Source organism: Microcoleus sp. w1-18aA5 (genome assembly GCF_036701705.1).
GTDB lineage: Bacteria > Cyanobacteriota > Cyanobacteriia > Cyanobacteriales > Microcoleaceae > Microcoleus.
This window is the reverse complement of record NZ_JAUPTE010000020.1, coordinates 65211-89571: the sequence shown is the minus strand read 5'-3', so window position 1 is coordinate 89571 and position 24361 is coordinate 65211. Positions and strand designations below refer to the sequence as shown.

Here is a 24361-nt window from a genome sequence, read left to right as displayed (position 1 = left end):
AATGCAGTTCACGCTTCTGTTGACGCTCTACCTATTATCCTCTCTGGATAGCACTTTTACAAAACCGGGATGCTCCCGGCAGAAAGCTCTACGCTTGAATATAAAGCGGTTTTGCCACCATCCAATAACATTGCTAAACTAATCAGTTCATTTGCTAATGCTGATGGTGGATACATAATTTTGGGCGTGTCAGAGGCTGGGCAAGGAAATATCGAAATTAACGGTTTAAGTGAAGAATTTCATGCCAACACAATTATTCATAAAGCATTAGATATTCTTTCACCCCAACCGCAGGTATATTATCAATACGTTGTATATAATGGCAAAAAGCTTTATGCAATAAAGATTGAAAAATCTGACATTTTAGTTGCTGTAGAAGATAAAATTTATAAGAGAGTGGGCGCTCAAATTCTACATTTAAATCCTAGTGAACTTCAATTAAAAGTGAACGGATATTTAAGAATTAAAATTATAAATAAGCAGCTTGAAGAATATAAAAAAAAGGCAACAAATGCCAAGTGCAAGTTGATTGAACACTATCAAAGTATTTTAAAAATAATAGATGATCTTGCTCTGATGCTTTATCCAATAGATGCAAATAAGCCCACAATCAATCAAGAAGGGAAAATACTTACAAGAATATTGTTTTCCTCCTTTGTGGATAACTTTGAAACATATTTGTCGGACTTGTTGTATGAGATTTTTCTAGCAAATCCGGCAACACTAAAATCTAAAAAGCAAATTACTCTTGAAGAGGTTTTAAATTGTTCAGACATGGAAGAATTTGTAAAATATTGTGCCAAAGAAAAACTTGGTAAGTTGCAAAAAGGTAGTGTAAAAGGTTTTATAAAAGAAAATAAACAAATAAGCGATTTGGGTGTTCTTAATGAATCAAAACAAAATGAAATAGAGAAGATACTTCAAATAAGGCATTTGTATTCTCATAGAAACGGCTTTGTAGATGAAAAATTTCTTCAATATTTTGCTGGAAAATTTACTTTGAATTCAGAACATCAAATGTCTATAAGTGAGATTTGCGATAAGCTATATTATTTGGCTGAAATTACCGATCAGATTGATTCAGCAGCAACAGCTAAATATAAACTGGCACAGATTAATAAATGATTAAAAAATCTTTTCAAAATAGTTAGATTGTGTTTACCTCCGTTCTAACCCAAAAAGTAATTACTAACCATGAGCTCAAAAGTTAATTTAACACGCGCTCGCCCCAACTTCATACCCTCGATCCTCAAACCATTTTGATTCTAACCTCAGTCAAAAGAAGTATCTACAAATCAGTATCTACGGGATTGATATCTTCCGGGGAGGATGACGACCCCGTAATTCCTCTTGTACCCGAATGGCCAACATAGTTGAGCGATTCAAATCAAGGGCTTGTACCGTTGCACCGATCGCCCTTAACCCGATCACTTCCACACCATTCCAAACAAAGTGAGTATTCCATCTCGGTTGACGAGGATTAAAAATATAGACAACCTCATCTTCAAGAGCGATCGCCAACTCCACCAGCCCAGTATCCTCCTCTTCAAACAGAACCGGATTAACAATCACATAAACCTTTAGTTTCATTAATCCAGCAGATAGCAAACTGATTAAGTAGACCAGCAGCAACCCCGATTCCGTCTGATTCCGATATGCCCAGAATCCTACACAAAATTAGCCGGATCTTGATCTCGCCGATGCTTCAGCAGAATCGGAGAACCTTGGCCATCACCCACCAAAGCCGCCGTTTCCTCCAACGCTTCCCTCAATCGCTTGGCCGCGTAGATCGACATATCGCGGGGCACATTCACCCGATCGCGCAAATACCGCAAAGCCGAATCAGAACCAGCCGGCGGCGTACAAACTTCGCCAGTCATCATCAAAGTTAAAGCACAACGCAAAGCCTCATCAAATAAGTTGTCATCAGCAGGATTGACTCGAACGATATTGCGGTGGTGCTTAATGACGCGATGAAGTGCTTCAGCGCGGGAAGTTTCCGGTTCTGGGTACATCACATCCGGCAGTCCAGCCCAAGGCCCATTATCCACGCGGGCTTTATTGAGTAGCATCTGAGGTTCGCCGTTTTCATAACACCCGCCCATCTGAGGCGGTAAATCGTGGACGTGGGTGTGAAAATCGCTCTGAGTGCCGCGATAGGTAGGGCGGGTTTCCATCGCCGCAAACCAGTCAGCAAAGCGCGGGTTTTCTTCCCGCATCGAGTAGCCTTTGTAGTAGTAAAGACTGGCATTCATCCGTTCGACGTAGGGCGTAAAGATCACATCCGCAGTGCCAAATTCATCGAGGAAATAAGGCCCCGGAGTGCTAGCCAGAGCTTTTTCTACCTGGGCGACCACGCCGATAAATTGGTTGCGGTTGTGCTGTTCTACTTTGGCTGAACTTGCTGGGTAGCACAGCCAAGAGCACCAGGCTCTAAATAGCAGTCGCTCTAACCGCCGCATGGGTATTACTGCCGGGTTTTCCATGCCCAAACCCAAGGGGCCATAGACTCGTTCGAGGGCGATTAAGATGTCATCGCTTTCGGTGATGATGCGGCCGTCTAGTTCGATCGCCGGTAGCATTCCCGATGGCACTTTGCGCTTGTACCAGCTTTCCTTTTCCCCATAGCAGAACATGGTAACTTTGTCAATACGGTAGGGGATTTGTTTTTCTTCTAACCACAACCAGATTTTTTGGCAGTAGGGACACCAAGCATGGTTATCGCGGTACAGAGTGACTCGCACATCGGATTCGGTTTTACCGAATAGGCGCAAGCGGGCTTGGGCGTTGGTGGGACCGTTTGTGTGATCGACTTCAAAGTCTGTGAGGGCTTCTAATTCTGTCCAGCTTAGAGGGGTCATGCGATTTTAGATTTTAGATTTTAGATTTTAGATTGGAGAATTGAAGACAGCGACTGCTTCGTGGCAATAATAGAACTTACGCACCAACTCAATCGGTAGGGTGCGCTGTGCGCGCACCTTACCCCTACCGATAGCGCATTCAACTATTTTTTGGTCTTAGTCGTGAATAAGATAGTTGGTTCTCAGTTAAAAAAAGCTTTGAGGACTGAAGTCCTCACTACAAACTTAACTACAATTAAGGCGACATTTGGGGAGGGGGTGGGGCGTCTTGAATTTTAGCCAGTGCTGCTTTCATTTCAGGAGTGGCTAGCAACTTTTGCGTATCTGCGATTAAACGATCGCCCCAGAGGTTTTCTTTGAGATATTCTACGGTAGCATAACGTTTGTCGAGTTTCAGAGCTGCTTCTCCCATCGCTAAGCCTTTTTCTTTGTCACCTTTGGTGTAGAATGCTACTGCTAGAGCTAGCATTGCTTCGGCTGCTTTGTCGTCGATCACGATCGCTTCTTGCCAGCGTTTGATGGCGCTATCAACATCTCCCATTTCGTATTTGACTAATCCGATATTGTTGACAGCAGGCCAAAGATTTTTTTCTAAAGCAAAGGCTTTTTCGTATTGGGCGATCGCCTGATCAAACCGCTTCAGCTTATAAAAAGCATTACCTAAATCAAATAATGCACCTGGAGTGTCTGGTTTGAGTTTTAATCCTGCTTGCAAATATTCAACTGCTTTCTCGTAGTTCGCTTTCCGAAAGTAAGCTTCTCCCAAGACAAATTTAATTGATGGATTTTCTGGCGACAGAGATTGAGCTTGCCCCAAAGCTTCAATGCCTTTGTCAAACTGTTCGACTTGAAGGTACAAGCTACCTAACAAAGTCCAAGTTTGAGCATTTTTGGGGGCTAACTGTGTGGCGAGTTCGGCTCTAGGTACCGCTAGTTGGTACTGCTGGAGTCTGGCTAGCTGGACGGCTTCTTCTGCAAGGCTCAAGGCCGTTTGTTCGAGTTGGGCCGAGTCGATTTGCAGGGTGTAAGGCAGGAGTGCCTGTGCCACAGCAGGCTGGGGCATTGCCCCCAAACCGAGTGCGAGTAGCAGAGATATTAAAGGAATGCGATTAGGCACTGTACAGCCCCAGAAAAAAATATAAGGGTTTCTCGATCGCCTATAATAACTCATATTTTTGAGTTTTGATATTGCTTCTTGACTCGCAACACTTTTGGGTTTTCATTTAAATATAGTAATCCTAAATGATTCAGATAAATTTGTAGGGGTAGTGCTAATAGTGCCTACCCCCTATCTATCGGGCAACCACGGGAGGATTGCCCCTACAATAATTATGCAAATGAATGATTTAGGATTGCTATACTTGTCAAATTATATTTACACTCAGGGTAGTCGTTTTTATTCACTGTTTTATAAACCACTGATCACCTCACTACAAATACGCAAAATGATGAGTTATTATAAACTTGACTGACTTGATAAATAACGCTTGGCGGTTGACAGTTAAATAGTTGCCCAATTGTGCTTTTCCTCATAAATAATAGTTAATTTTTACAGGTTGAGAAACGAGTTACTTCCTCACTAAAAACCTGGGAAATTCTTCATTTTTAGGAACTTGAATGAGTTAATAAACTCTGTTGAATTTTGTCTAACAATTGTGCTGCTGATAAGGAAGAAGGCAAAATTTTGGCAGATACTTCTTGCAGTAGAAAGTCGATCGCCTCGGATTCCGAATTTACAGCAGATCGATAATCCCAAACTAAAATTGGCAATTTTACTGCCATTTGGCGCAAGTTCGATAGCGCCTGCAGCATAGCGGTTGATTCTGAGGGGGCATCTCGCAAACACAGCAAAACTAAGTCAACGCTTTGATATTGCAACTGCTGCAAAACTTCTGTCCAGCTCTGAGCGATCGACCCTCGAAATCCTGCGGTTTGGATGTACTGAATCAAAGCTTGAAAGTTGGGAGTAGAAAAATGGGAATTGGGAAGGGGAATCTCGGCATTTGTCGATCGATCGCAATGTTCCAATTCTCCCGTCGGGTTCCCCCCAGAAGAGGAGTGCAAATCGGGTAAAGTCGAAATGTCGGCAAATAAAATGCTGGGTTTCCAACTCATGCCCGCAGCAACTTGAATCACTTGCCACAAAGCACTTGGTACCAAACCGGTTGGTGAAGTTTCACTGTCGTCGGGACTGCGGGTAGCCAAACAGGGAAATACCGACAATCCTTTGACTTGATTTGCCAGTTGCGTAGTGGTGGGGTCTAAAGTCACTAACGGGAGAGAACCCAAATTTCGAGACCGACTTAACTGTTCGATAAAAGCTAAGGGGTTTTGCAGTTGACTTGTACCATCCAAGACGATCGCATCGGGGCGCCAAATTCTGGCCACGAGTTCTGCTTGGCCGAGGTCGTCTGCTTCTAAAACCCGGCAGTAGTTGGGGTTGAGCAGTAAAGCGGAACCTTGAGACGAACTGTTTTGCGGGCTGAGCCACAAAACGGTTAAAGAACTCCTTACTTTGGGGCTACTAGAATTACTGTGGCCGATCAAGTCTGCCAGCAGCCGCCGCAAAGCGGGTTCTTCCACCGGCAAGGTCAAAAAGCCTTCAGCTCTGTTGACACTAGCCCGTTCTTTCTCCCCTCTGGTGGCTGTGACGATCGCCGGAATCGATCGGGTATCCGGGTCACTCTTGAGCAGCGTCAGCACGTCCCAACCCGACAGCAGCGGCAGCAGCGGGTTGAGGAAAATCGCTTCGGGACTGAACCTGCGAGCTTTTTCTAGCGCTTCGGTGCCGGAACGGGCGACTATTACTTGGTAGCCCAAACCTGAGATGACGTTGGTTAAATCTTCGATATATTTGGGAACTGCTTCGACTATTAATACTAAACGAGAGCGAGAATTGGCGGTCAGAGTCGGATATTGGGGTTGTAATAATTCTTCCTCAACGGCTCCCGATGCGGGGACTTCTTCACTGCTGTTTCCCGGAGGATTTGGTGGCAGCAGCAGGGTAAATTGAGAGCCTTGGTTTTCTGAGGAAATAAACGAAACGTCCCCGCCGTGGAGCCGAGCTAGGCGTTGAGTCAGTACCAGTCCCAGTCCGGTTCCTTGAAAGCGGCGGGTGAGGGGGCTTTCTAGCTGTTGGAATTTCTGAAAGATCAGATGCTGTTTGTCGGCGGGGATGCCGATGCCAGTGTCCCAAACTTTGAATGCGATCCAGCCTTCCCAAACATTTACTTTCAATCCGATTTTGCCGCCGAGTTCGGTGAATTTTAGGGCGTTGGAAAGGAGGTTGACGAGCATTTGCCGCAGTCGCAGTTCGTCGGCAATTAATTGGCTCAGTCCCGGTTCTATTTCGAGTGTAAATTCTATTTGGGCGGAGGGTTCTGCGTTTGCTGTGCCATCAGTTTTGCTTGGTTCGGGTGGTTTTTTTTCTTCTTGCTGTTGCAGTTGTTTTGCTTGTTCAAACGCTCTTTGGCAGGTTGATTCTATTTCGACTGCTTCGGGAATTAGTTCTAGCTGCCCGGTTTCCATCCGGGTCAAGTCTAATATATCGTTAACTATTGTCATCAAATGCCGCCCGCTTTTATGAATTAGTTTGGCGTAGCGTGTTTGGCGATCGTTGAGTTCTCCGATCAATTTATCTTTGAGGAGGCTGGACAAACCGAGGACGGCGGTGAGTGGCGTTTTTAGTTCGTGGCTGATGCAGGATAAAAATTCGTCTTTGAGTCGGTTGAGGTGGATTAAATCTGCGTTTTTCGCTGCTAGTTCTTTGGCGACTAAATGTTCTTCGGTGACATCTTGTCCCATTACTAAAATTAGCTTGTCTGAGAGCGGCTGTTTGACAAATTGCCAGATCCGTTCTTGACCTTTTTGTACGGGGCACTCGCAAATGTAGGTGTCTGGTTTGCCGGCCATGGGACACCAAGCTGGAGCGGTTAATGTTGAGGGGGAAGCAGCAGCGTACAGGGGCAGCGGACAACTGGTGGCTGCGGTTGAATCACGCGCGGCGAAGCTATCCCGCAGGGAATCGCCCGATCTACTTGCTCCTACTAGGCTCCTGCAGTCGGTGGTGATGCCCTCTAACTGCACGCTCTTGTATTCGCTTGTTAAATGGCTTGGTTTGCGGGGCGAGTGTTTACCCAAATTTGCTGCTGGTTCTGGAACTGGTTCTGGGCCAGCTCCCAGCAAAATCCGCCACGCTGCGTTTTGGCTGACTATTTGTGCGGTGGGGGTTTGCAATCTCAGGGGCAGGGGTAGTTTTTCCAGTAGTTCGACTAGGGAGTTCAGGTTTTCCGAAGGTTTCAATCCTGCTTCTAGAAAGCGCACTTGAGCGTCTAGGACCGTGGCGATGGCTTCGGAAATTGGTTTTTTTAATTCGATTTCTTTGACTGCTGTTCCCTGCTCTGTGAGGCTGCAGAGCGAGCTGCTGTTGAGTGCGGCGAATTGCAGCAGGCTCAGGTTGTCTAGCATTCCTAAGAATTGACCACTGGCATCTGTGAGGGCGATCGGAGTTTTGGGGGGGGTGTCGGCGGTTTGGCGGTTTGGCCGGGCTGGGGTGTTCTGTTCCTCTGTTTGCAGGTACTCCCAGAATTCGCTGACGCTCATAGCGGCGGGTAATACCCTGACTGGTTCGATCGCGATCGAGCTTTCTGACAAAGGTTGCTGCCCGTCGTTTGTGCGATCGGCTCCCCAAGCCCAAAGGCTGCGGAGGTACACTAATCCCAGCGGCTGTAGCTGTTCGTTGACTACTGCAACTCGATCGCAGTTGCAGGATCTGAAAATTGACTGCAGCGATGCTAGCACACCCGTTTGGCGGCACAGCGGCACTGGCTCGATAAAATTTTTGAGACTGGGGGTGGTGAGTGGCATAACAAACCTGAGAGTCTGCTCACGAGAGCAGTAATATTTTTGATGCTCAATGTAGCTGCGAATTTCTGTATCTTATTAGTTTTATATCAGTTCGCTATCAGGCTCCGTATCTGCACCGACACCGGGGAGTTCGATGCCTACGCCTGATTTGAGGCGACTAGCAATTATTTTAAGGCTTAAGCTTAATTGCAGAAATCACGCTCAGGGTGCTTGACACAAAAACCACGGAGTACACTTTGATTCTTCTTCCGGTAGAAGCGCATCACTTATTTTGCGGTTAAGATTGGTTAAAATAAATGTTGAGATGATTGTTAAAATGTTAAGTTTTTTGTAAAGGAGATATCAACTCTGAGCGATCCAGCACTTTCAGGCAACTTAGGTGGTGCACCTACAGCTTTGCTTCCTCAACTTTCTATCGGTATTTTTGTCCGCTCTGAGGAAATTGCAGCCTCTGCGATCGAGCTTTTGAGAGGCGAGCGCTATACTTTAATGCACATTAAGTCGGCAGTGGAGCTTTTGGGGTTCCTTAAGCACAATTATCACCTTGATTGTTTGGTTTTGGAGGTGGATGGGGATCTGCGATCGCTTCTGGGCAAGCTGCAAGAACGATCGATCTTTTTGCCTGCTGTGATTTTTTCGCCTCACGCGCAGGTAGATGGCAAGGCCGAAGCACCATTTTCAGATGGTTTTGAGGCGGCAGCCAGTACCGCCAACCAGAGTCGAGACGAAAGCTGTGCTTTTTTTTATCACCCTGCTGAGGTGCAACTGGCAATCGCTCGATCAAGTGAAATAGCTGCCGGTATCGATCGGGCGATCGCACAATTTCTGAAACTTTCAACTCCGGTTCCTGTCAATTACCAATCCGTAACGGTAGATGCGACAGCCCAATTGACTGCTCAAAGTTTGCTCAGCCGACAGCAGCGGCGGCTGGCGGAAAAATTACGGGAGCGATTAGGATACTTAGGTGTGTATTATAAAAGAAATTCCCAGATTTTTTTGAAAAATCTGTCGGGACCAGAGAAGCAAAAGTTTTTGGAGCAACTCAAGTCAAGTTATCGCGACATCGTTTTGAATTATTTTTCTCAAGATGCTGCGGTCAACAATCAAATAGATGAATTTGTGAATTTGGCTTTTTTTGCTGACGTTCCTGTGACTCAAGTTGTAGAAATTCACATGGAATTGATGGACGAGTTTGCTAAACAGCTAAAAATAGAAGGGCGCAGTGAGGAAATATTGCTTGATTACCGTTTGACCCTGATTGACGCGATCGCTCATATGTGCGAGATGTATCGGCGATCGATTCCGAAAGAAACCTCTCAAGGTAGAATGTAGAAGGGATTCGGCATAATTTAAGAAACAAAAGGTAGAAGGTAGAATCTAACAAAAAAGAAAGGAGCCGAGCAACGGCCGCGCGAGGGCGAGGCGGAAATTATTATAAAATAACAAAGAACAGCGGATTTAAGACAAATAACAACTACAACTAACATCTGACAACTAATACTCAACATTTAAAAAAGTTCATGAGTCCTCTGAAGAAAACCTACGTTCTGAAGCTGTACGTTGCGGGGAATACTCCCAACTCAGTGCGAGCTTTGAAAACCCTAAAGGACATCCTAGAACAAGAATTTCAAGGCGTCTACGCGCTGAAAGTCATAGATGTTCTCAAAAATCCTCAGCTAGCAGAAGAGGACAAAATATTGGCAACCCCGACGCTGGCAAAAATCCTGCCGCCGCCGGTGCGAAAAATTATTGGCGATTTGTCCGATCGTGAGAAAGTTCTGATAGGATTAGATTTGCTCTATGAAGAACTTCGCGAAGAAGACCTCAATTCATAAGATAATCAAGTGAGAGTCTGTCGATTTTAGATTTGAGACTTCGGTTTGGCGTGAAACGTTTGGCGAGCGCTAAGTCGAAGCATCGAGTCGCGCTTAGTCGAACGATTTTAGGTTTTAGATTTACTCAACAGATGAACCGGGGAGGTTGAACAAAAGTCTAAAATTTTCATCTTTCCACGACAGAAGTACGTGGCACGGTATCGGTTTTTGAGCGGGGTTATTAGTCACCAGTCAGCAGTCATTAGTTATTGAGCAAGAGCCAAAACTAAAAGCTGGGTACAAAGACTCATGATCGGCGGTTAATGAGTGACAACTAAAGAATACTGAGAGTTGACAAAAATCGACATGAATGAAATTAGTCAAACGGTTAAACGAGAAGGATTGGTAACGGCAGGAGTTGAAAAAATTCGCACGATGATTGAGGGTTTCGATGACATCAGTCACGGCGGAATGCCGCTCGGCAGAACCACCCTAGTCAGCGGCACATCAGGAACGGGAAAAACTTTATTTGCCGTACAATTTCTCTATAATGGAATTACCCATTTTGACGAAGCTGGAGTGTTCGTAACTTTTGAAGAATCTCCCACAGATATTATTAAAAATGCTTGCAGTTTCGGTTGGGATCTGGCACAGTTAATCGAGGAAGGCAAGCTATTTATTTTGGACGCTTCCCCCGATCCGGAAGGTCAAGATATCGTAGGAAATTTTGATTTATCAGCCTTAATCGAGCGAATTCAGTACGCCATTCGTAAGTACAAAGCCAAGCGGGTTTCAATAGATTCTGTTACCGCCGTATTTCAGCAGTACGACGCCGCATCGGTGGTGCGCCGAGAAATTTTTCGCTTAGTTGCGCGCCTCAAACAAGTCGGAGCAACTACAGTTATGACGACGGAACGGGTGGAAGAATACGGCCCGGTGGCTCGGTTTGGAGTGGAAGAGTTTGTGTCGGATAATGTGGTGATTGTTCGCAACGTATTGGAAGGAGAACGTCGCCGCCGCACCATCGAAATTTTGAAGTTGCGCGGTACAACTCACATGAAGGGTGAATATCCTTTTACTATGACTAATGACGGAATTAATATTTTCCCATTGGGGGCGATGCGATTAACTCAAAAGTCTTCAAACGTGCGGGTTTCTTCAGGTGATAAAACTCTCGATGAGATGTGCGGTGGCGGCTTCTTCAAAGACTCGATTATTTTGGCTACGGGTGCAACGGGAACCGGCAAAACTCTGTTGGTGAGCAAGTTCTTGCAGAATGCTTGTATGAACGGCAATCGGGCGCTGCTGTTTGCGTATGAAGAGTCGCGCGCTCAGTTGTTCCGCAATGCTTATTCTTGGGGCATTGATTTTGAGGAAATGGAACAGAAAGGAATGCTAAAGCTGCTGTGTACTTACCCGGAATCTGCCGGTTTGGAAGACCACTTGCAGACTATTAAATCAGAAATTGCTGAGTTCAAACCTTCTCGAATTGCTATAGACTCGCTGTCTGCCTTAGCTAGGGGTGTCAGCAATAATGCTTTCAGGCAATTTGTGATCGGAGTGACAGGTTTTGCGAAGCAGGAAGAAATAACCGGCTTTTTTACGAATACAAGCGACCAGTTTATGGGTTCTAATTCGATTACTGACTCCCATATTTCTACGATTACTGACACGATTATTATGCTGCAGTATGTAGAGATTCGAGGAGAAATGTCGCGGGCAATTAATGTGTTTAAGATGCGCGGTTCGTGGCATGACAAAGGAATTCGGGAATACACAATTACTGAAAGAGGCCCACAAATTAAAGATTCGTTCCGTGGTTACGAACGGATTATCAGCGGTTCTCCAACTCGGATTACTATTAATGAGAAGAGTGAGCTATCGCGGATTCTCCAGGGTGTGCAAGGTCAAGACGATGAGGATATTTGAGAGTTAGCAGTAATTCATCGTTGTTAAAAGTAAGTTGGGTTGAGCTAGGAAACCCAACTTTTTTAATTTTTAAATTTGAGGAGTTTGGGAAGATTGATAGCAACCGCGACAATGTTTTACAGGTTCTTAATTGCGGAAATAGGAGTTCTTATTGCCTCTATAACCCAATACCTATAGTTTTTACACAGCAACAATAACTTGGGCCAAATCCAATACCCTGGCGATCGTAAATCTCTTGAATTGTGCTTGGAAAGCAAATACTTGCTGTATGATCAAACTCAGCTCGATTGGCAAACAGGTAACCTTGCTGGTGTTAAAGTTATACTAGGAGTGTATTCTCCTGAACTAGGTTGGATTCATCGCCATCGATGTATTCCCATTGCCGAAAAAACTGGATTGATTTTGCCCGAAGAGCAAATGGATTTTAGAGCAAGCTTGGCAATATCAGCAGTGGCTAGCAGCAGGACTAATTCTGCCTAATATCGCGGTGAATCTGTCGGCACGTCAACTCAGCCAACCGACTTTAATCGCTAAGAGCGATCGCATCCTTGAGCGCACCCAGATGAAGCCGAAATATCTAGGGCTAGAGATTACCGAAACGACAATGATGCTTAATTTTGACATTACATACAATGTTTTAAGCCAATTATCAAAGCGTGGTATTGGGATTTTTGTGGATGATTTTGGACCTGACTATGCTGCTTTTAACAAGTGGAAAAATTTTCTGATGAAGTCGCTCAAAATTGATCTTTCACTTGTCCGCGATTTAGCCAGCCTTCCGAGCGATCGAGCGCGGAATTAACAAACCCATAGTTGTAATCCCAGATGGCTTAAATCGAGCACAATTGCCGAAGGAATGGAAACCCCAGCGCAATGGGAATAGTTACAAGCTAGCGCCTAGGAAATTCGGCTGCATTATATGTTGAGGAAGACGGCTATTGCTGAGTTTGCAATTCAATTAATCCGATATCCTGAATTGTTGTCCACCACTATGTGGGATCATCAATTCTCCCTCATAAAAGCGCGCCAAAGTCTTATAATTAATTTAATGCTCGTGTCGATCAAATGACTAAAAAATTTTTCTTACGGAATAATATAAAAGTGTTTGGACAAGGCACCCAGACGATGATGTTTGCTCATGGATTTGGGTGCGATCAAAATATGTGGCGTTTCGTAACACCGGCTTTCGAGAAGGACTACAAAATCATCCTATTTGATTATGTAGGTTCGGGACAGTCTGATATTAGTGCCTACAGTTATGAACGGTACAGCGACCTCAATGGCTATGTTCAGGATGTCCTCGATATTTGTGAAGAATTGGCGTTGACTGATGTGATTTTTGTCGGTCATTCGGTCAGCAGTATGATCGGCATCCTGTCTTCAATTCAAGCTCCTCATTACTTTAAGCGCCTGATTCTCCTAGGGCCTTCACCCTGCTACATCAATGATTTACCAAATTATTACGGAGGGTTTGAGCGCAAAGATATTGAGGATCTGCTCGATATCATGGAGAAAAATTACATTGGTTGGGCAAGCTTTCTCGCGCCAATGGTGATGCAGAATCAGGATCGTCCTGAGTTAAGTGAGGAACTTGAGACAAGTTTTTGCTCGACTGATCCAGTGATTGCAAGTCGCTTTGCCGAGGTAACTTTTTACTCTGACAATCGCAGTGATTTACCCAAGGTATCAGTACCTTCACTGATATTGCAATGCGCTGATGACGTGATTGCTCCCACCGAGGTAGGGGATTACCTCCACCGCCACCTACCTAAAAGTACGCTACGGCTGATGAAAGCTACGGGACATTGCCCGCACCTGAGTCATCCACAAGAGACGATCGAGATGATGAAGGAGTATTTGAGTGTACCTCATACTACCTGATTTGTATGGCAAACATGACCTACCAGATAGACGAGCTACTCAACACGTCACCCTGTGGATTCCTCTCGTTTGCTGACGATGGTACGATCGTAATGGTCAACGCCACATTACTGCAATTACTCGGATACGAAACCGATGAACTGCGGGAACGCAAAATGGACTCCATTCTGTCAATGGCCAGCCGGATTTTTTTTCAAACCCATTTCTTCCCCCTGTTGAAGCTCGACGGTAAAGTAGAGGAAATTTACTTCTCATTAAGGTCAAAGCAGGGTAGTGATATACCTATGCTGATCAACGCTGTGCGTCGGGAGAAGGGGGGAAGCTTCGTCAACAATTGCATCTTGATCTGTATCCGCCAGCGTATCCTATACGAAGGTGAAATTATTAAAGCCAAAAAAGCAGCAGAGGCAGCTATTCTCGCCCAAAAGCAAGCGGAAATTGCTCTGCGGCAACAGTACGACAAGGCTATATTACTTCAAGAGATTACTCAACACATCCGTCAATCTCTTGATTTGTCTACAATTTTTGAGATTGCTTCGCAGGAGATTCGCCTGTTTCTGGATGCCGAGCGCGTTGGCATATTTAAGTTCGATCCTGACAGTAAATTTGGATATGGTGAGTTTGTTTCAGAATCCGTAGGCGAAGGATGTAAATTGGTAAGCCGAAATCAATTTAACGACCCGTGTGGTGGTGAACAAGGTCCTGATTCATATAAAGAATGGAGAATGCAGGTAGTTGAAGATATCAATAAGATTGACCTTCAACACTGTTGCCGCGCTCTTTGGAAACAATTTCCGGTTCGGGCTAATTTAGTTGCGCCGTTGCTCAATGGACAAGATTTGTGGGGGTTGTTATGTATTCATCAATGTTCTGCTCCTCGGCAATGGGAAGAATTTGAAGTTGACCTTGTTAAACAAATTGCTAATCAGTTAGCGATCGCCATTAAGCAAGCGGATATTTTTCAGAAGTTACAGAAGGAATTGGCAGAAAGGCAGCAGGCCCAAGCGCGCATGAGAGAAATTAATCAGCAACTGGCACTCTCTAACGAAGAACTAGCCCGCGCTACTCACCTCTTAGAACAAGTGGTAAATATTGATGGGTTAACTCAAATTGCTAATCGCCGCTGTTTTAATGACCGCTTAGAGCATGAATGGCAGCGGCTATACCGGGAACAAAAACCTATTTCTCTTTTGTTGTTTGATGTGGATTATTTCAAACGTTATAATGATTGCTACGGTCATCAAATGGGGGATGATTGTCTGTTCAAACTTGCTCAGACTGTGCAAGAGGTGGTGTACCGTCCAGCGGATTTGGTGGCGCGTTACGGCGGAGAAGAATTTGCCATCATTTTGCCTAATACTGATCTTGAAGGAGCGAGTTCGGTGGCCCAACGGATTCACGCTGCTATTCAAGCTTTACATATTCCTCACAAAACCTCTGATGTGAGCGATGTAGTTACTATTAGTATGGGTATCGCCAACTTGATTCCGATTTCGGAACTATCATCGGTTGACTTAATTGCGATCGCCGATCGTTCACTGTACCGTGCTAAGGAACAGGGGCGGAATCAGTCCGCGATAGGCGACTACAGGGGCGATTCGATTTTTGACACTGGCGCTTAAATCACAATAATTGAGACCGAGGGTAAAAATTTGTCCCCGGTCTCTCAAAATCAGTCATTTTATAAATTTAAATAAGTACGGAGCTATTTGAAAACTCCGCTCCGACCGTCGCAGAATTTCCAGAGCCAGCCGACCTGCTCAACCAGTTGAAAGCCAGACGTAAAAAGTCCGGCGCAAACTTGGCAGATATGGAGGGGGTTTTGGAGATACTTGGAACAGATGGGAGCGAAATTTGAGCGGAAAATAGGAGTATCGGTAATACAATTAACCTGAAACCCTTACTCCACAAAATAAATATAAAATGAGCACGGAGGGATTTGAACCCCCGACCCTCAGGACCGGAACCTGATGCTCTATCCACTGAGCTACGTGCCCTCGACTTTTTAGAGTATAACACGTCTTGCGGAAAATGGCGAGTGCCGATCGCAAATTTCCTGGCAGGCCTCCAAACCGCTTGACCCATGCGGATTAAACTCGCCCGTGCGATCGAATATCAGCCTATTCTCGCAGGCAGAGACTGCAACTTTTAGCTAAATGGTAACAATAATACGACAATGGGTAAAATAATAGACTTTAATCGAGCAAACATTAGGTTCACATTCGATCGGGGTCGAGCATCTACCACAGCTAAAATAGCCCGCATCAATTCCTCCTAGCTAAGCGGCAGTAAATAAATGGTGCTGCTGTTAATACAGATTCTGCAAAGACGGTTGTAGACTAAGTTCACCAAACCCCTCAATCTTATGGTTGCTAAAATTTTAGACCAATTACCGCTGCGAACTGTTCTCATAGTTCCATTTGTATTGCAAATCGTGGGAACCGTGGGACTCGTAGGATATCTGTCTTTTAGAAACGGACAAAAAGCAGTTAATAACCTTGCCAGTCAGTTAATGAGTGAGGTGAGTTTGCGTGTCGAGCAAAACCTGCAAGTTTACCTGACTACTCCCCATCAAATCAATCAAACCAAGCTGGATGCTGTCAAGCTCGGCTTGTTAAAGATGGAAAACTTATCAGCTTGGGAGAAATATCTTTGGCGGCAAGTACAATTATATCCATATATCTATTTTACCTCCGTTGGCAACGATAAGGGAGATTATAGAGCCGGTGAACAACTCTCTAACGGCTCCCGAATCATTAATGTGATAGAAACATCTACTGGGTTAAATTTTGATTCTTACAATACGAACGCTCTCGGCGAGCGCACTACAGTTACCACCCTTGCCAAAAACTATGATAATCGGCAACATCCTGCGTACAAAAAAGCCGTAAAAGTCGGCAAACCTACTTGGAGTTCTGTTTTTGTTTCCTTACTAGAGCCTACCTTAATTATCAGCGCTCTCCAACCAGTATACAGCGACAAAAATCAGCTAGAAGGAGTCTTATTTACTGCCTTGCGTCTAGACCATCTTGGGAGATTTCTTAACAGTCTCAAAGTTGGCAAATCCGGTCAAACATTTATTATAGATCGCCAGGGTACTATGTTAGCAACTTCCACCACCGAAAAACCATTTCGCACCAAAGATAATAAAAAACAATTGTTTAAAGTGGAAGAAAGCAGCAACCCCTTTACTCAAGCGACAGCTAAATATTTGACGGCAAAGTTTAAAAATTTAGACCAAATTAAAAAATCCGAGTTATTGAGCTTTGAAATAGATGACAAGCGACATTTTTTAAAAGTCTTGCCGTTCCAAGACGGCAAAGGTTTAGACTGGCTGATTGTCGTAGTTGTTCCCGAAGCAGATTTCACCAAAGAAATCGATGCCAATACCCGCACAGCGGTTTTGCTTTGTTTCGCAGCTTTAGGAGTAGCTGTGGTAATTGGCATTCTGACTTCTCAGTGGGTGACAAATCCTATTCTGAGCTTAAATACAGCAGCAAAAAATATTGCTAAAGGTGAATGGGATAAAACAGTACAAAGCGAACGTTCTGACGAATTGGGGGAATTAGCAAAGTCATTTAACAGTATGGCTCAACAACTGCAACAATCTTTTGAAACTTTAGAAAACAGAGTACAAGAGCGGACGACAGAATTGGCTGTAGCTAAAGACAAAGCGGAAGTAGCAAATCAAGCTAAAAGCACCTTTCTGGCTAACATGAGCCACGAATTGCGATCGCCTCTCAATGCAATTCTCGGCTTTTCCCAACTGATGACTCGCAGCCAAACTCTATCCCCCGAAAATCAAGAAAATATTAGCATAATTAGGAGCAGCGGAGAACACCTCCTTACCCTGATTAATAACGTGCTGGATTTATCTAAAATTGAATCGGGGCGCACCACCCTCAATCCCCATAAAATCGACCTCTATCGCCTCCTAAACGACTTGGAAGATATGTTTCAGCTCAAAGCAGATGACAAGCACTTGCAGTTGGTTTTTGACCGCAGCCCCGATGTGCCACAATACATAGAAACTGATGATTTAAAGTTGCGGCAAATCTTAATTAATCTGCTCAATAACTCTCTTAAGTTTACCGATGAGGGCGGTATAGCGGTCAGAGTTGGGAAGCAGTCATTCGGCAAAAATCAGCAGGCAGAAGGGGGAAACTTTGAGCAGTCGAAAGTATCAAAAAATACAAAAAGTTCCGCTATTAATGGTGTTAAAATATCTCAAGTCAGTCCGTCCAGCAACCAGATTATTGCAAACCCAGATGACGATGCAGCTTCTACCTGTTCCTTCTTCCTTCATTTTGAAGTCGAGGATACTGGTTCCGGTATTGCTATCAATGAATTAGACGATATTTTTGAACCTTTCGTGCAAACCAAGACAGGCAAAGATTCGCAAGAAGGTACCGGCTTGGGATTGCCAATCAGTCGCAAATTTGTGGAATTAATGGGCGGCGAAATGAGCGTCTGTTCTGCTGTTGGCACGGGAACTAATTTTAAGTTTGACATTCAAGTTATTGCGGTCGATCCGGCTGATATTGAAAGCCCAAAACCGAGCCGGAATGTTATTGCCTTGGCACCCAACCAACACACCTATCGAATTTTGATAGTAGACGATAAACAGCTCAATCGCCAACTGTTAATTAAAATCCTCTCTCCTCTTGGTTTTGAACTAAAAGAAGCTACTAACGGTCAAGAAGCTATTGAGATTTGGGATAGTTGGGAACCGCATCTAATTTGGATGGACATGAGAATGCCTGTGATGGACGGCTACGAAGCTACGCAATACATTAAAGGTACTATTAAAGGTCAAGCTACTGCGATTATTGCGCTGACAGCGAGCGTTTTGGAGGAAGAACGAGCAGTTATTTTGTCGGCGGGCTGCGATGCTTTTATGAGGAAGCCTTTCCGGGAAGCCGATATTTTTGATGCGATGCACAAACATATCGGAGTGCGCTATATTTATGAAGAGCTGGGTTTAACTAATTTATCGGCAATCAAAGAAGGCGATCGCGCTATGAGTGCGGCTGATTTCGTAAAATTGCCTGATTCACTGGTAGCTGATTTAAAGCTAGCAATACTGAATGCAGATATGGATTTAATTGATACCTTGATAGAGCAAATTCGATTAAAGGATGCAGTAACGGCAGGTGCGATCGCAAATTGTATGGAAAATTTTGAGTACGACAAAGTTTTAAAGCTAATATCTCAAGCAATATCACATGAATAACGACATTCCTAGCACCGATCGCGGTAATATTTTAGTAGTTGATGACACCCCAGCTAATTTGCGGCTGCTAGCCGGAATTTTGAACAGCAAGGGCTATAAAGTGCGCCCGGTACCTAGCGGCGAGTTAGCGCTTTCGGCGGCAAAAGGTATGCCTCCCGATTTGATTTTGCTGGATATTATGATGCCCGAAATGAATGGATATGAAGTGTGCGAAAAAATCAAAGCTGATGAACGAACTTGCGACATCCCGGTGATTTTTATTAGCGCGATTAATGACGTACTTGATAAGGTCAAAGCCTTTGCTGTGGGCGGGGTAGATTATATTACCAAGCCCTTTCAGGTGGAAGAGGTTCTAGTGAGGGTAGAAACCCATTTAGCAATATGCCAGTTGCGAAAAAAACTTCAACAGAAAAACAATGAACTTACAGTTACTTTAGACCAACTGCAAGCTACTCAGAATCAATTAGTGCAATCGGAAAAAATGGCGGCATTAGGGCAACTGATTGCGGGCATTGCTCACGAAATTAATACGCCGTTGGGGGCGATTCGGTCGTCTATTGGAAATATTACCAGCTTTTTGGATAACAATCTAGAAAAGTTGCCAGTTTTTTTTAAAGAACTGTCAGCAGAACGCCAGCAAGATTTCTTGCGTTTGATGTACAGTTCTAGCCAACAAAATTACTCTTTATCTACTAGAGAAAAACGGGTATTGAAAAAAGACGTGAAGCAGCAACTAGAGTCGGAAGGCATTGACAATTATGACAGCCTTGCTAGCATTTTAGTCAATATCGGATTGCAAGGAAATCTGCAAGAATTCTTGTCGTTGCTCAAAGATCCTGACAGCGAAAATATTATCAAAACAGCCTACGACTTTGCTAGCATTCACAGAAGCGCCCGAACCATCGCTACCGCTACTGAACGCGCTGCAAAAGTCGTCTTTGCCCTGAAAAATTATGCGCGTTACGATATAAATGGGGAAAAAATACAAGTGAATATTACGGATGGACTTGAAACTGTATTAACTCTTTATCAAAACCAAATCAAGCAGGGTGTGGAAGTTGTCAGAAACTATCAAGATCAATTGCCTGTGGTACTGTGTTATCCCGACGAACTCAATCAAGTTTGGACAAATTTAATTCACAATGCCTTACAAGCGATGGACAATCAAGGAACTTTAACAATTGACGTGGTACAACAAGATACCAGCGTCTTGGTAAAAATTAGTGACAGCGGTAAAGGGATGCAACCAGAGATTATTCCAAAAATTTTTGAGCCTTTTTTTACTACCAAACCTGCGGGAGAAGGCAGCGGGTTGGGGCTGGATATTGTCAAAAAAATAATGGAAAAACATCAGGGTAAAATTGATGTGGAGTCGATGCCCGGTAAAACAGCATTTACCGTGTCTTTGCCGATTAATTTAACTGAGTAGGTAAAGCGCCGGAGACTGAAGTCGGGGGCGAAAATTTGCAGTCTACCCGCGCAGAATGTAGAATTTGGAAAACGGTGTGCTGCCCATGGGGTGCACCCTGCCACACTAAAGAAGGAAACTAGCGATGTCTAAATCAGCAATTTTGTGTGTGGACGATGAAGTAGGAGTGTTGGAAAGTCTTGAAATTGAACTGCAACAGGCATTTAACGGTAAATATCTTTGCGAATTTGCTGAAAGTGCTGCCGAAGCCCTGGAAATTATTGAAGAGCTATGTGAAGCTGAGGTTAACATTTTAGTAATTGTCTCTGATTGGTTGATGCCCGGAATGAAAGGAGATGAGTTGCTGATTAAAATTCATCAAAAATATCCGCAAATTGTGACAGTGATGCTGACAGGACAAGCAGACCAAGAAGCAATAGAGCGCACAAAAAGTCAAGCAAATCTTCATGCTTTCATAGAAAAACCTTGGCAAAATCAAGAATTAATTGAAGCGATTAAGTCTGGTCTAGCAAATTTATGAAAAAACCAGTGATTATTTGTGTCGATGATGAGCAGACTATACTCGATAGTCTGGAAATAGACCTGCTAAAAGCCTTTGAAGATAAATATTTAATTGAAACGGCCCAAAGTGGCGAAGAAGCTTTAGAGTTGCTGTCCGAACTTTTAGCAGAACAGTATGAAGTTCCTTTGGTGATTTCAGATCATATCATGCCTAGTATGAAAGGAGACGAACTATTAAGGAGCGTTCATGCTATCTCGCCGAACACTCTCAAGATCATGCTGACGGGGCAAGCTGATTTGGATGCGGTAGCCAATGCTATTAACTATGCTAAATTGTACCGATATATACCTAAACCTTGGCAATGTGATGACTTAAAATTAACTGTAACTGAGGCAATATATAGATATTTTCAAGATAAAGAATTAGCTGAAAAACAAAGAGAACTTCAGGAAATGAATCAGGAGTTGATAAAATTAAACCGCAAGCAGGCGATGCTGATTGCCAAACTCCATGAAAACGAAAGTCGCTTGACACAGTATCTAGAAGCTATGCCATTGGGCGTGTGTGTACTTGATGCAAACGGGCAATCTTTTTACGCTAATCAGAAGGCGCGGGAGGTATTTGGCAAAGGCACTGTGCCACATATTAATTCAGAGCAAAAAGCAGCTATTTATCAATTCTATAAAACCGGGACTAATCAGAGATGCCCAGTGGAAGAATTGCCAATTATGCGGGCACTTAGGGGCGAAAATGTGCGGACTGAGGGTGTAGAAATTCGTACAGCTAATAAAATTACTCCTGTAGAGAGTTGGGCAACTCCAATTTATGATTCTACAGGCGACATTTCCTATGCGATTATTGCTTTTAGTGACATAACTGAACGCAAGGAAGCTGAAGCGGCGTTAATTCAAGCTGAAGAGAAGTATCGCGGGATATTTGAAAATGCTCTAGAAGGTATTTTTCAGACGACTCCGGACGGACATTTTATCAGTGCGAATCCTGCTCTGGCGGAAATTTACGGCTACGATTCCGCATCAGAATTGATAGAAAGTATTAATGATATTCAGCAGCAATTGTACGTGGAACCTAACCGCCGTCAAGAGTTTCTGGCGCTGATGAAACAGCACGGTACTCTGTGTGAGTTTGAGTCTCAGGTTTACTGTCGAGATGGCAGCATTATCTGGATTTCTGAGTATGCGCGCACCGTTTATGATGCTAACGGTGAAGTGCTTTACTATCAGGGTTTTGCTAAGGATATTAGTTTGCAAAGACAGGTAGAAGTAGAACGAGTCAGGTTTACTAATGATTTAGAAAAAGCTTTGGCAGCCGAAGAAAAGTTAAATGAGGCACTGTCAGAAAACGAAAGTCGATTGACTCAATTCCTGGAAGCGATGCCAGTGGGAATATTTGTTGTCGATGGTAAGGGGAAACCTTTTTACATGAATTCTTGGGGGGAAAGGATACTAGCCCAAGGTTTAATTTTTGATGGGGGTACTGACCAATTTCCTGAAGCTTATCATTTTTACGACGCTGCAACTAATCAATTGTATCCGAGGGATAGCCAACCGATTGTTCGGGCGTTGCGGGGAGAATTTGTGCGTATGGACGATCTAGAAGTTCATGGGTCGGATCGGATTGTGCCGATCGAGGTTTGGGCGACTCCAATCTACGATGAACGGAAAAACATAGTTTACGCGATCGCCGCTTTTCAAGACATCACGGAACGTCTAGAGGTAGAAACCGAACGCCGCCAATTCACAGACGAGTTACAAAAAGCTTTAGCAGCAGAAGAAAATTTAACAGATGCTTACGGGCGGTTTGTGCCGCACGAATTTCTCCACTTTCTGGGATATGAAAGTATTCTGGAAGTCAAATTAGGCGATCAGGTACAGAAAGAAATGTCGGTGCTGTTTTCAGATATCCGCGATTTCACTTCTCTTTCTGAAAGGATGAATCCCGAAGAGAATTTTCAATTTATCAATGGTTATTTGTCGCGAATGGAACCGGCAATTACTAATAATTTTGGGTTTATTGATAAATACATGGGCGATGCGATTATGGCGCTGTTCGATGGCAGTGCGGATGATGCTGTGAAAGCTGGAATTGCAATGCTAGAAGAGCTTAATGAGTATAATATTAGTCGCAATCGACCCGATCGCCCGCCGCTGCAAATTGGCATAGGAATCAATACGGGTTCTTTGATGTTAGGCACGGTTGGTGGCCAAAGTCGGATGGACAGCACAGTGATTAGCGATGCGGTAAACTTAGCCTCTCGTGTGGAAACTTTGACAAAAGAGTATGGAGTTTCCATGTTAATTACTCACCATACTTTTATACAGTTGAACGATATTTATGATTTTAGGTTGATCGATCGCGTAGCAGTTAAAGGCAAATCGCGAATGGTAACAATTTATGAAGTATTTGCGGCCGATCCGCCAGAGTTACGACAGAAAAAGTTAGAGACCAAGACAATCTTTGAGCAAGCTTTGGTACTCTACAATAGTGACAAGTGTGTCGAAGCTAAAAGATGGTTTTCGGCCTGCTTGGAAATCAACCCTAATGATAAGGTAGCTCAAATTTATCTGCAGCGGTGTCTGAAAGAAGCGATCGCTCCTGCATAATACCATTTGAGAGTTTAGATTTGAGAATAGGGAATGACTTATGCCATAAGAGTTGGGAGTTTACCTACAGTTGTATTCTTTTTGGAAACTGGTATAATCATTGTTTAGACAGGCAGGGAAACGCAAACTATGGTTTCTTGCTGCGGCAAACTTTCTATTTTAAATTCTCCTCCGTGTAATTCTACAAGTAGTTGAACAATCGCCAGGCCCAATCCCAAACCTGCTTGTTGGTAAAGTTTGCGATCGAACTGCCTGTAAGCTTCTAGCTGTGAAATCTGATCGGTAGTCATGCCGCGGCCTTGGTCTTTGACAGACAGAATAAAAGTCTGATTTTCGACGAAAGTGCTTAATAAAACAGGCGTTCCTTCTAAAGAAAATTTGAAGGCATTGTCCAATAGTTCTTCAACAATTTTTGCGAGTCTGACAGAATCAATAGCAACCGAGGAATCTTGCAAGTTTAATTGTAAATCGTCTGTTCTATTCGCGTGTTTTGCTTGCTGGCGCGCTTTTTGACTCAGCAAAGATTTTACACAGCTAAATTCGCTGTTACGCATCTCCTTTAACAGTTCGGGATTTGTAGCTGCTATCTCCAGTTCTGCATACAGCAAAAAGTTTTGAATGAGTCGATACAAGCGATGACCAGAAGTTTGAATTTGACCAATCATCTCTAAGATATCTGCTTCCTCTAAGACCTGATATTCTGACAAAATCAGCTCAGAAAAACCCAGAATTGCATTCAAAGGAGTCCGCAATTCGTGGGGCAGCGACATACTAATATTAGTGCGTAATTCGTCTAGCGTCTTTTGAGATTGTCGGCTAATTGTTTTTTGTTTCTCTAGTCTAATAGCAATGGCTTTTAGCAGTTCTTGCGGCGTACATGGCTTAGTAATGTAATCGTCAGCTCCCAGTTCCATGCCCGTGCGAATGTCAACTTTATCGGCTTTTGCTGTGAGGAAAATAAACGGAATTGTGGCAGTCAAGGGTTCCGAACGCAAAGCTTTGAGGACGCCGTGACCGTCTACTTCCGGCATCATCATGTCGCACAAAATTAAATCAGGGATTTGTTCGATCGCCAATTTGATGCCGAGTTTGCCGTTAATTGCTCCTATTCCTTCAAAATTCTCGGCTTCCAGCAACTCTAAAATATTCTCTCTAATCGCTTCTTCGTCTTCTATTACCAAAATCTTAGCCATGGTGATAGCTCCTTTTAGTTAGTAGTTTGTGG

General features: G+C 43.9%; 16 protein-coding genes and 1 tRNA gene. 11 read left to right on the top strand and 6 right to left on the bottom strand.

All coding sequences use genetic code 11. The features are described 5' to 3' along the window. The first annotated feature begins 69 nt into the window (after nt 1-69). Entirely contained in the window at nt 70-1125 is a 1056-nt protein-coding gene (locus Q5691_RS10320) for an ATP-binding protein (RefSeq protein ID WP_333344727.1), read from the top strand. 177 nt (nt 1126-1302) lie between these two features. Here Q5691_RS10320 and Q5691_RS10315 read toward each other — a convergent pair whose 3' ends face one another. From Q5691_RS10315 to Q5691_RS10300, 4 genes are all read right to left on the bottom strand, one after another. Further along, nucleotides 1303-1590 (bottom strand): hypothetical protein, encoded by a 288-nt coding sequence (locus Q5691_RS10315; RefSeq protein WP_333344725.1) that lies wholly within the window; start codon nt 1588-1590, stop codon nt 1303-1305. 77 nt (nt 1591-1667) lie between these two features. Beyond that, nucleotides 1668-2861 carry a glutathione S-transferase family protein gene (locus Q5691_RS10310; RefSeq protein ID WP_333344723.1) on the bottom strand — a complete coding sequence of 398 codons (1194 nt, stop codon included), beginning with the start codon at nt 2859-2861 and terminating at the stop codon, nt 1668-1670. Between the two features lie 235 nt (nt 2862-3096). Then, complete coding sequence (locus Q5691_RS10305; protein WP_445304751.1) at nt 3097-3978, bottom strand: tetratricopeptide repeat protein; 882 nt, start codon at nt 3976-3978, stop codon at nt 3097-3099. A 488-nt stretch (nt 3979-4466) separates the two neighbouring features. After that, on the bottom strand, nt 4467-7727 hold the full coding sequence (locus Q5691_RS10300) for an ATP-binding protein (protein ID WP_333344721.1): 3261 nt from the start codon (nt 7725-7727) through the stop codon (nt 4467-4469). Between the two features lie 396 nt (nt 7728-8123). Between Q5691_RS10300 and Q5691_RS10295 the strand changes: the two genes are divergently transcribed. The 6 genes from Q5691_RS10295 (at nt 8124) to Q5691_RS10270 (ending at nt 14973) form a co-directional block, all read left to right on the top strand. After that, nucleotides 8124-9059: a circadian clock protein KaiA gene (locus tag Q5691_RS10295; protein WP_333208980.1), complete on the top strand. Its 936-nt coding sequence runs from the start codon at nt 8124-8126 to the stop codon at nt 9057-9059. Between the two features lie 188 nt (nt 9060-9247). Beyond that, entirely contained in the window at nt 9248-9562 is a 315-nt protein-coding gene (kaiB, locus tag Q5691_RS10290) for a circadian clock protein KaiB (RefSeq protein ID WP_006632119.1), read from the top strand. Nucleotides 9563-9907: 345 nt separating this feature from the next. Continuing rightward, complete coding sequence (gene kaiC / locus Q5691_RS10285; protein WP_333068315.1) at nt 9908-11470, top strand: circadian clock protein KaiC; 1563 nt, start codon at nt 9908-9910, stop codon at nt 11468-11470. Nucleotides 11471-11891: 421 nt separating this feature from the next. After that, the gene (locus tag Q5691_RS10280; RefSeq protein WP_333344729.1) at nt 11892-12272 is read left to right on the top strand and encodes an EAL domain-containing protein; all 381 of its coding nucleotides are present in this window, start codon (nt 11892-11894) and stop codon (nt 12270-12272) included. A gap of 323 nt (nt 12273-12595) precedes the next feature. Further along, complete coding sequence (locus tag Q5691_RS10275) at nt 12596-13351, top strand: alpha/beta hydrolase (protein WP_333344719.1); 756 nt, start codon at nt 12596-12598, stop codon at nt 13349-13351. A gap of 5 nt (nt 13352-13356) precedes the next feature. After that, nucleotides 13357-14973 (top strand): diguanylate cyclase domain-containing protein, encoded by a 1617-nt coding sequence (locus Q5691_RS10270; protein WP_333169579.1) that lies wholly within the window; start codon nt 13357-13359, stop codon nt 14971-14973. A 302-nt stretch (nt 14974-15275) separates the two neighbouring features. On the opposite strand, the gene Q5691_RS10265 is transcribed toward Q5691_RS10270, so the two are convergent. Next, a tRNA-Arg gene (locus Q5691_RS10265) sits at nt 15276-15348 on the bottom strand. A 368-nt stretch (nt 15349-15716) separates the two neighbouring features. Between Q5691_RS10265 and Q5691_RS10260 the strand changes: the two genes are divergently transcribed. The 4 genes from Q5691_RS10260 (at nt 15717) to Q5691_RS10245 (ending at nt 23136) form a co-directional block, all read left to right on the top strand. Further along, entirely contained in the window at nt 15717-18584 is a 2868-nt protein-coding gene (locus tag Q5691_RS10260) for a response regulator (protein WP_333344717.1), read from the top strand. Continuing rightward, nucleotides 18577-20013, top strand: coding sequence for a response regulator (locus tag Q5691_RS10255; protein ID WP_333208972.1), 1437 nt, complete (start codon nt 18577-18579; stop codon nt 20011-20013). The genes Q5691_RS10260 and Q5691_RS10255 overlap by 8 nt, the downstream gene beginning before the upstream one ends. A 124-nt stretch (nt 20014-20137) precedes the next feature. Continuing rightward, nucleotides 20138-20533, top strand: a complete 396-nt coding sequence (locus tag Q5691_RS10250; RefSeq protein WP_333208971.1) for a response regulator — start codon at nt 20138-20140, stop codon at nt 20531-20533. Continuing rightward, a complete protein-coding gene (locus Q5691_RS10245) occupies nt 20530-23136 on the top strand; it encodes a PAS domain S-box protein (protein ID WP_333208969.1) in 2607 nt (868 codons plus the stop codon). The genes Q5691_RS10250 and Q5691_RS10245 overlap by 4 nt, the downstream gene beginning before the upstream one ends. Nucleotides 23137-23240: 104 nt before the next feature. Here the strand turns inward: Q5691_RS10245 and Q5691_RS10240 are convergent, their stop codons facing one another. Then, nucleotides 23241-24329 carry a response regulator gene (locus Q5691_RS10240; RefSeq protein WP_333208967.1) on the bottom strand — a complete coding sequence of 363 codons (1089 nt, stop codon included), beginning with the start codon at nt 24327-24329 and terminating at the stop codon, nt 23241-23243. Nucleotides 24330-24361: the final 32 nt, after the last annotated feature.

Coding starts and splice junctions, on each gene's coding strand:
- Q5691_RS10320 (WP_333344727.1), top strand. CDS start 70: ATGCTCCCGGCAGAAAGCTCTACGCTTGAATATAAAGCGGTTTTGCCA.
- Q5691_RS10315 (WP_333344725.1), bottom strand. CDS start 1,590: ATGAAACTAAAGGTTTATGTGATTGTTAATCCGGTTCTGTTTGAAGAG.
- Q5691_RS10310 (WP_333344723.1), bottom strand. CDS start 2,861: ATGACCCCTCTAAGCTGGACAGAATTAGAAGCCCTCACAGACTTTGAA.
- Q5691_RS10300 (WP_333344721.1), bottom strand. CDS start 7,727: ATGCCACTCACCACCCCCAGTCTCAAAAATTTTATCGAGCCAGTGCCG.
- kaiB (WP_006632119.1), top strand. CDS start 9,248: ATGAGTCCTCTGAAGAAAACCTACGTTCTGAAGCTGTACGTTGCGGGG.
- kaiC (WP_333068315.1), top strand. CDS start 9,908: ATGAATGAAATTAGTCAAACGGTTAAACGAGAAGGATTGGTAACGGCA.
- Q5691_RS10275 (WP_333344719.1), top strand. CDS start 12,596: ATGATGTTTGCTCATGGATTTGGGTGCGATCAAAATATGTGGCGTTTC.
- Q5691_RS10270 (WP_333169579.1), top strand. CDS start 13,357: ATGGCAAACATGACCTACCAGATAGACGAGCTACTCAACACGTCACCC.
- Q5691_RS10260 (WP_333344717.1), top strand. CDS start 15,717: ATGGTTGCTAAAATTTTAGACCAATTACCGCTGCGAACTGTTCTCATA.
- Q5691_RS10255 (WP_333208972.1), top strand. CDS start 18,577: ATGAATAACGACATTCCTAGCACCGATCGCGGTAATATTTTAGTAGTT.
- Q5691_RS10250 (WP_333208971.1), top strand. CDS start 20,138: ATGTCTAAATCAGCAATTTTGTGTGTGGACGATGAAGTAGGAGTGTTG.
- Q5691_RS10245 (WP_333208969.1), top strand. CDS start 20,530: ATGAAAAAACCAGTGATTATTTGTGTCGATGATGAGCAGACTATACTC.
- Q5691_RS10240 (WP_333208967.1), bottom strand. CDS start 24,329: ATGGCTAAGATTTTGGTAATAGAAGACGAAGAAGCGATTAGAGAGAAT.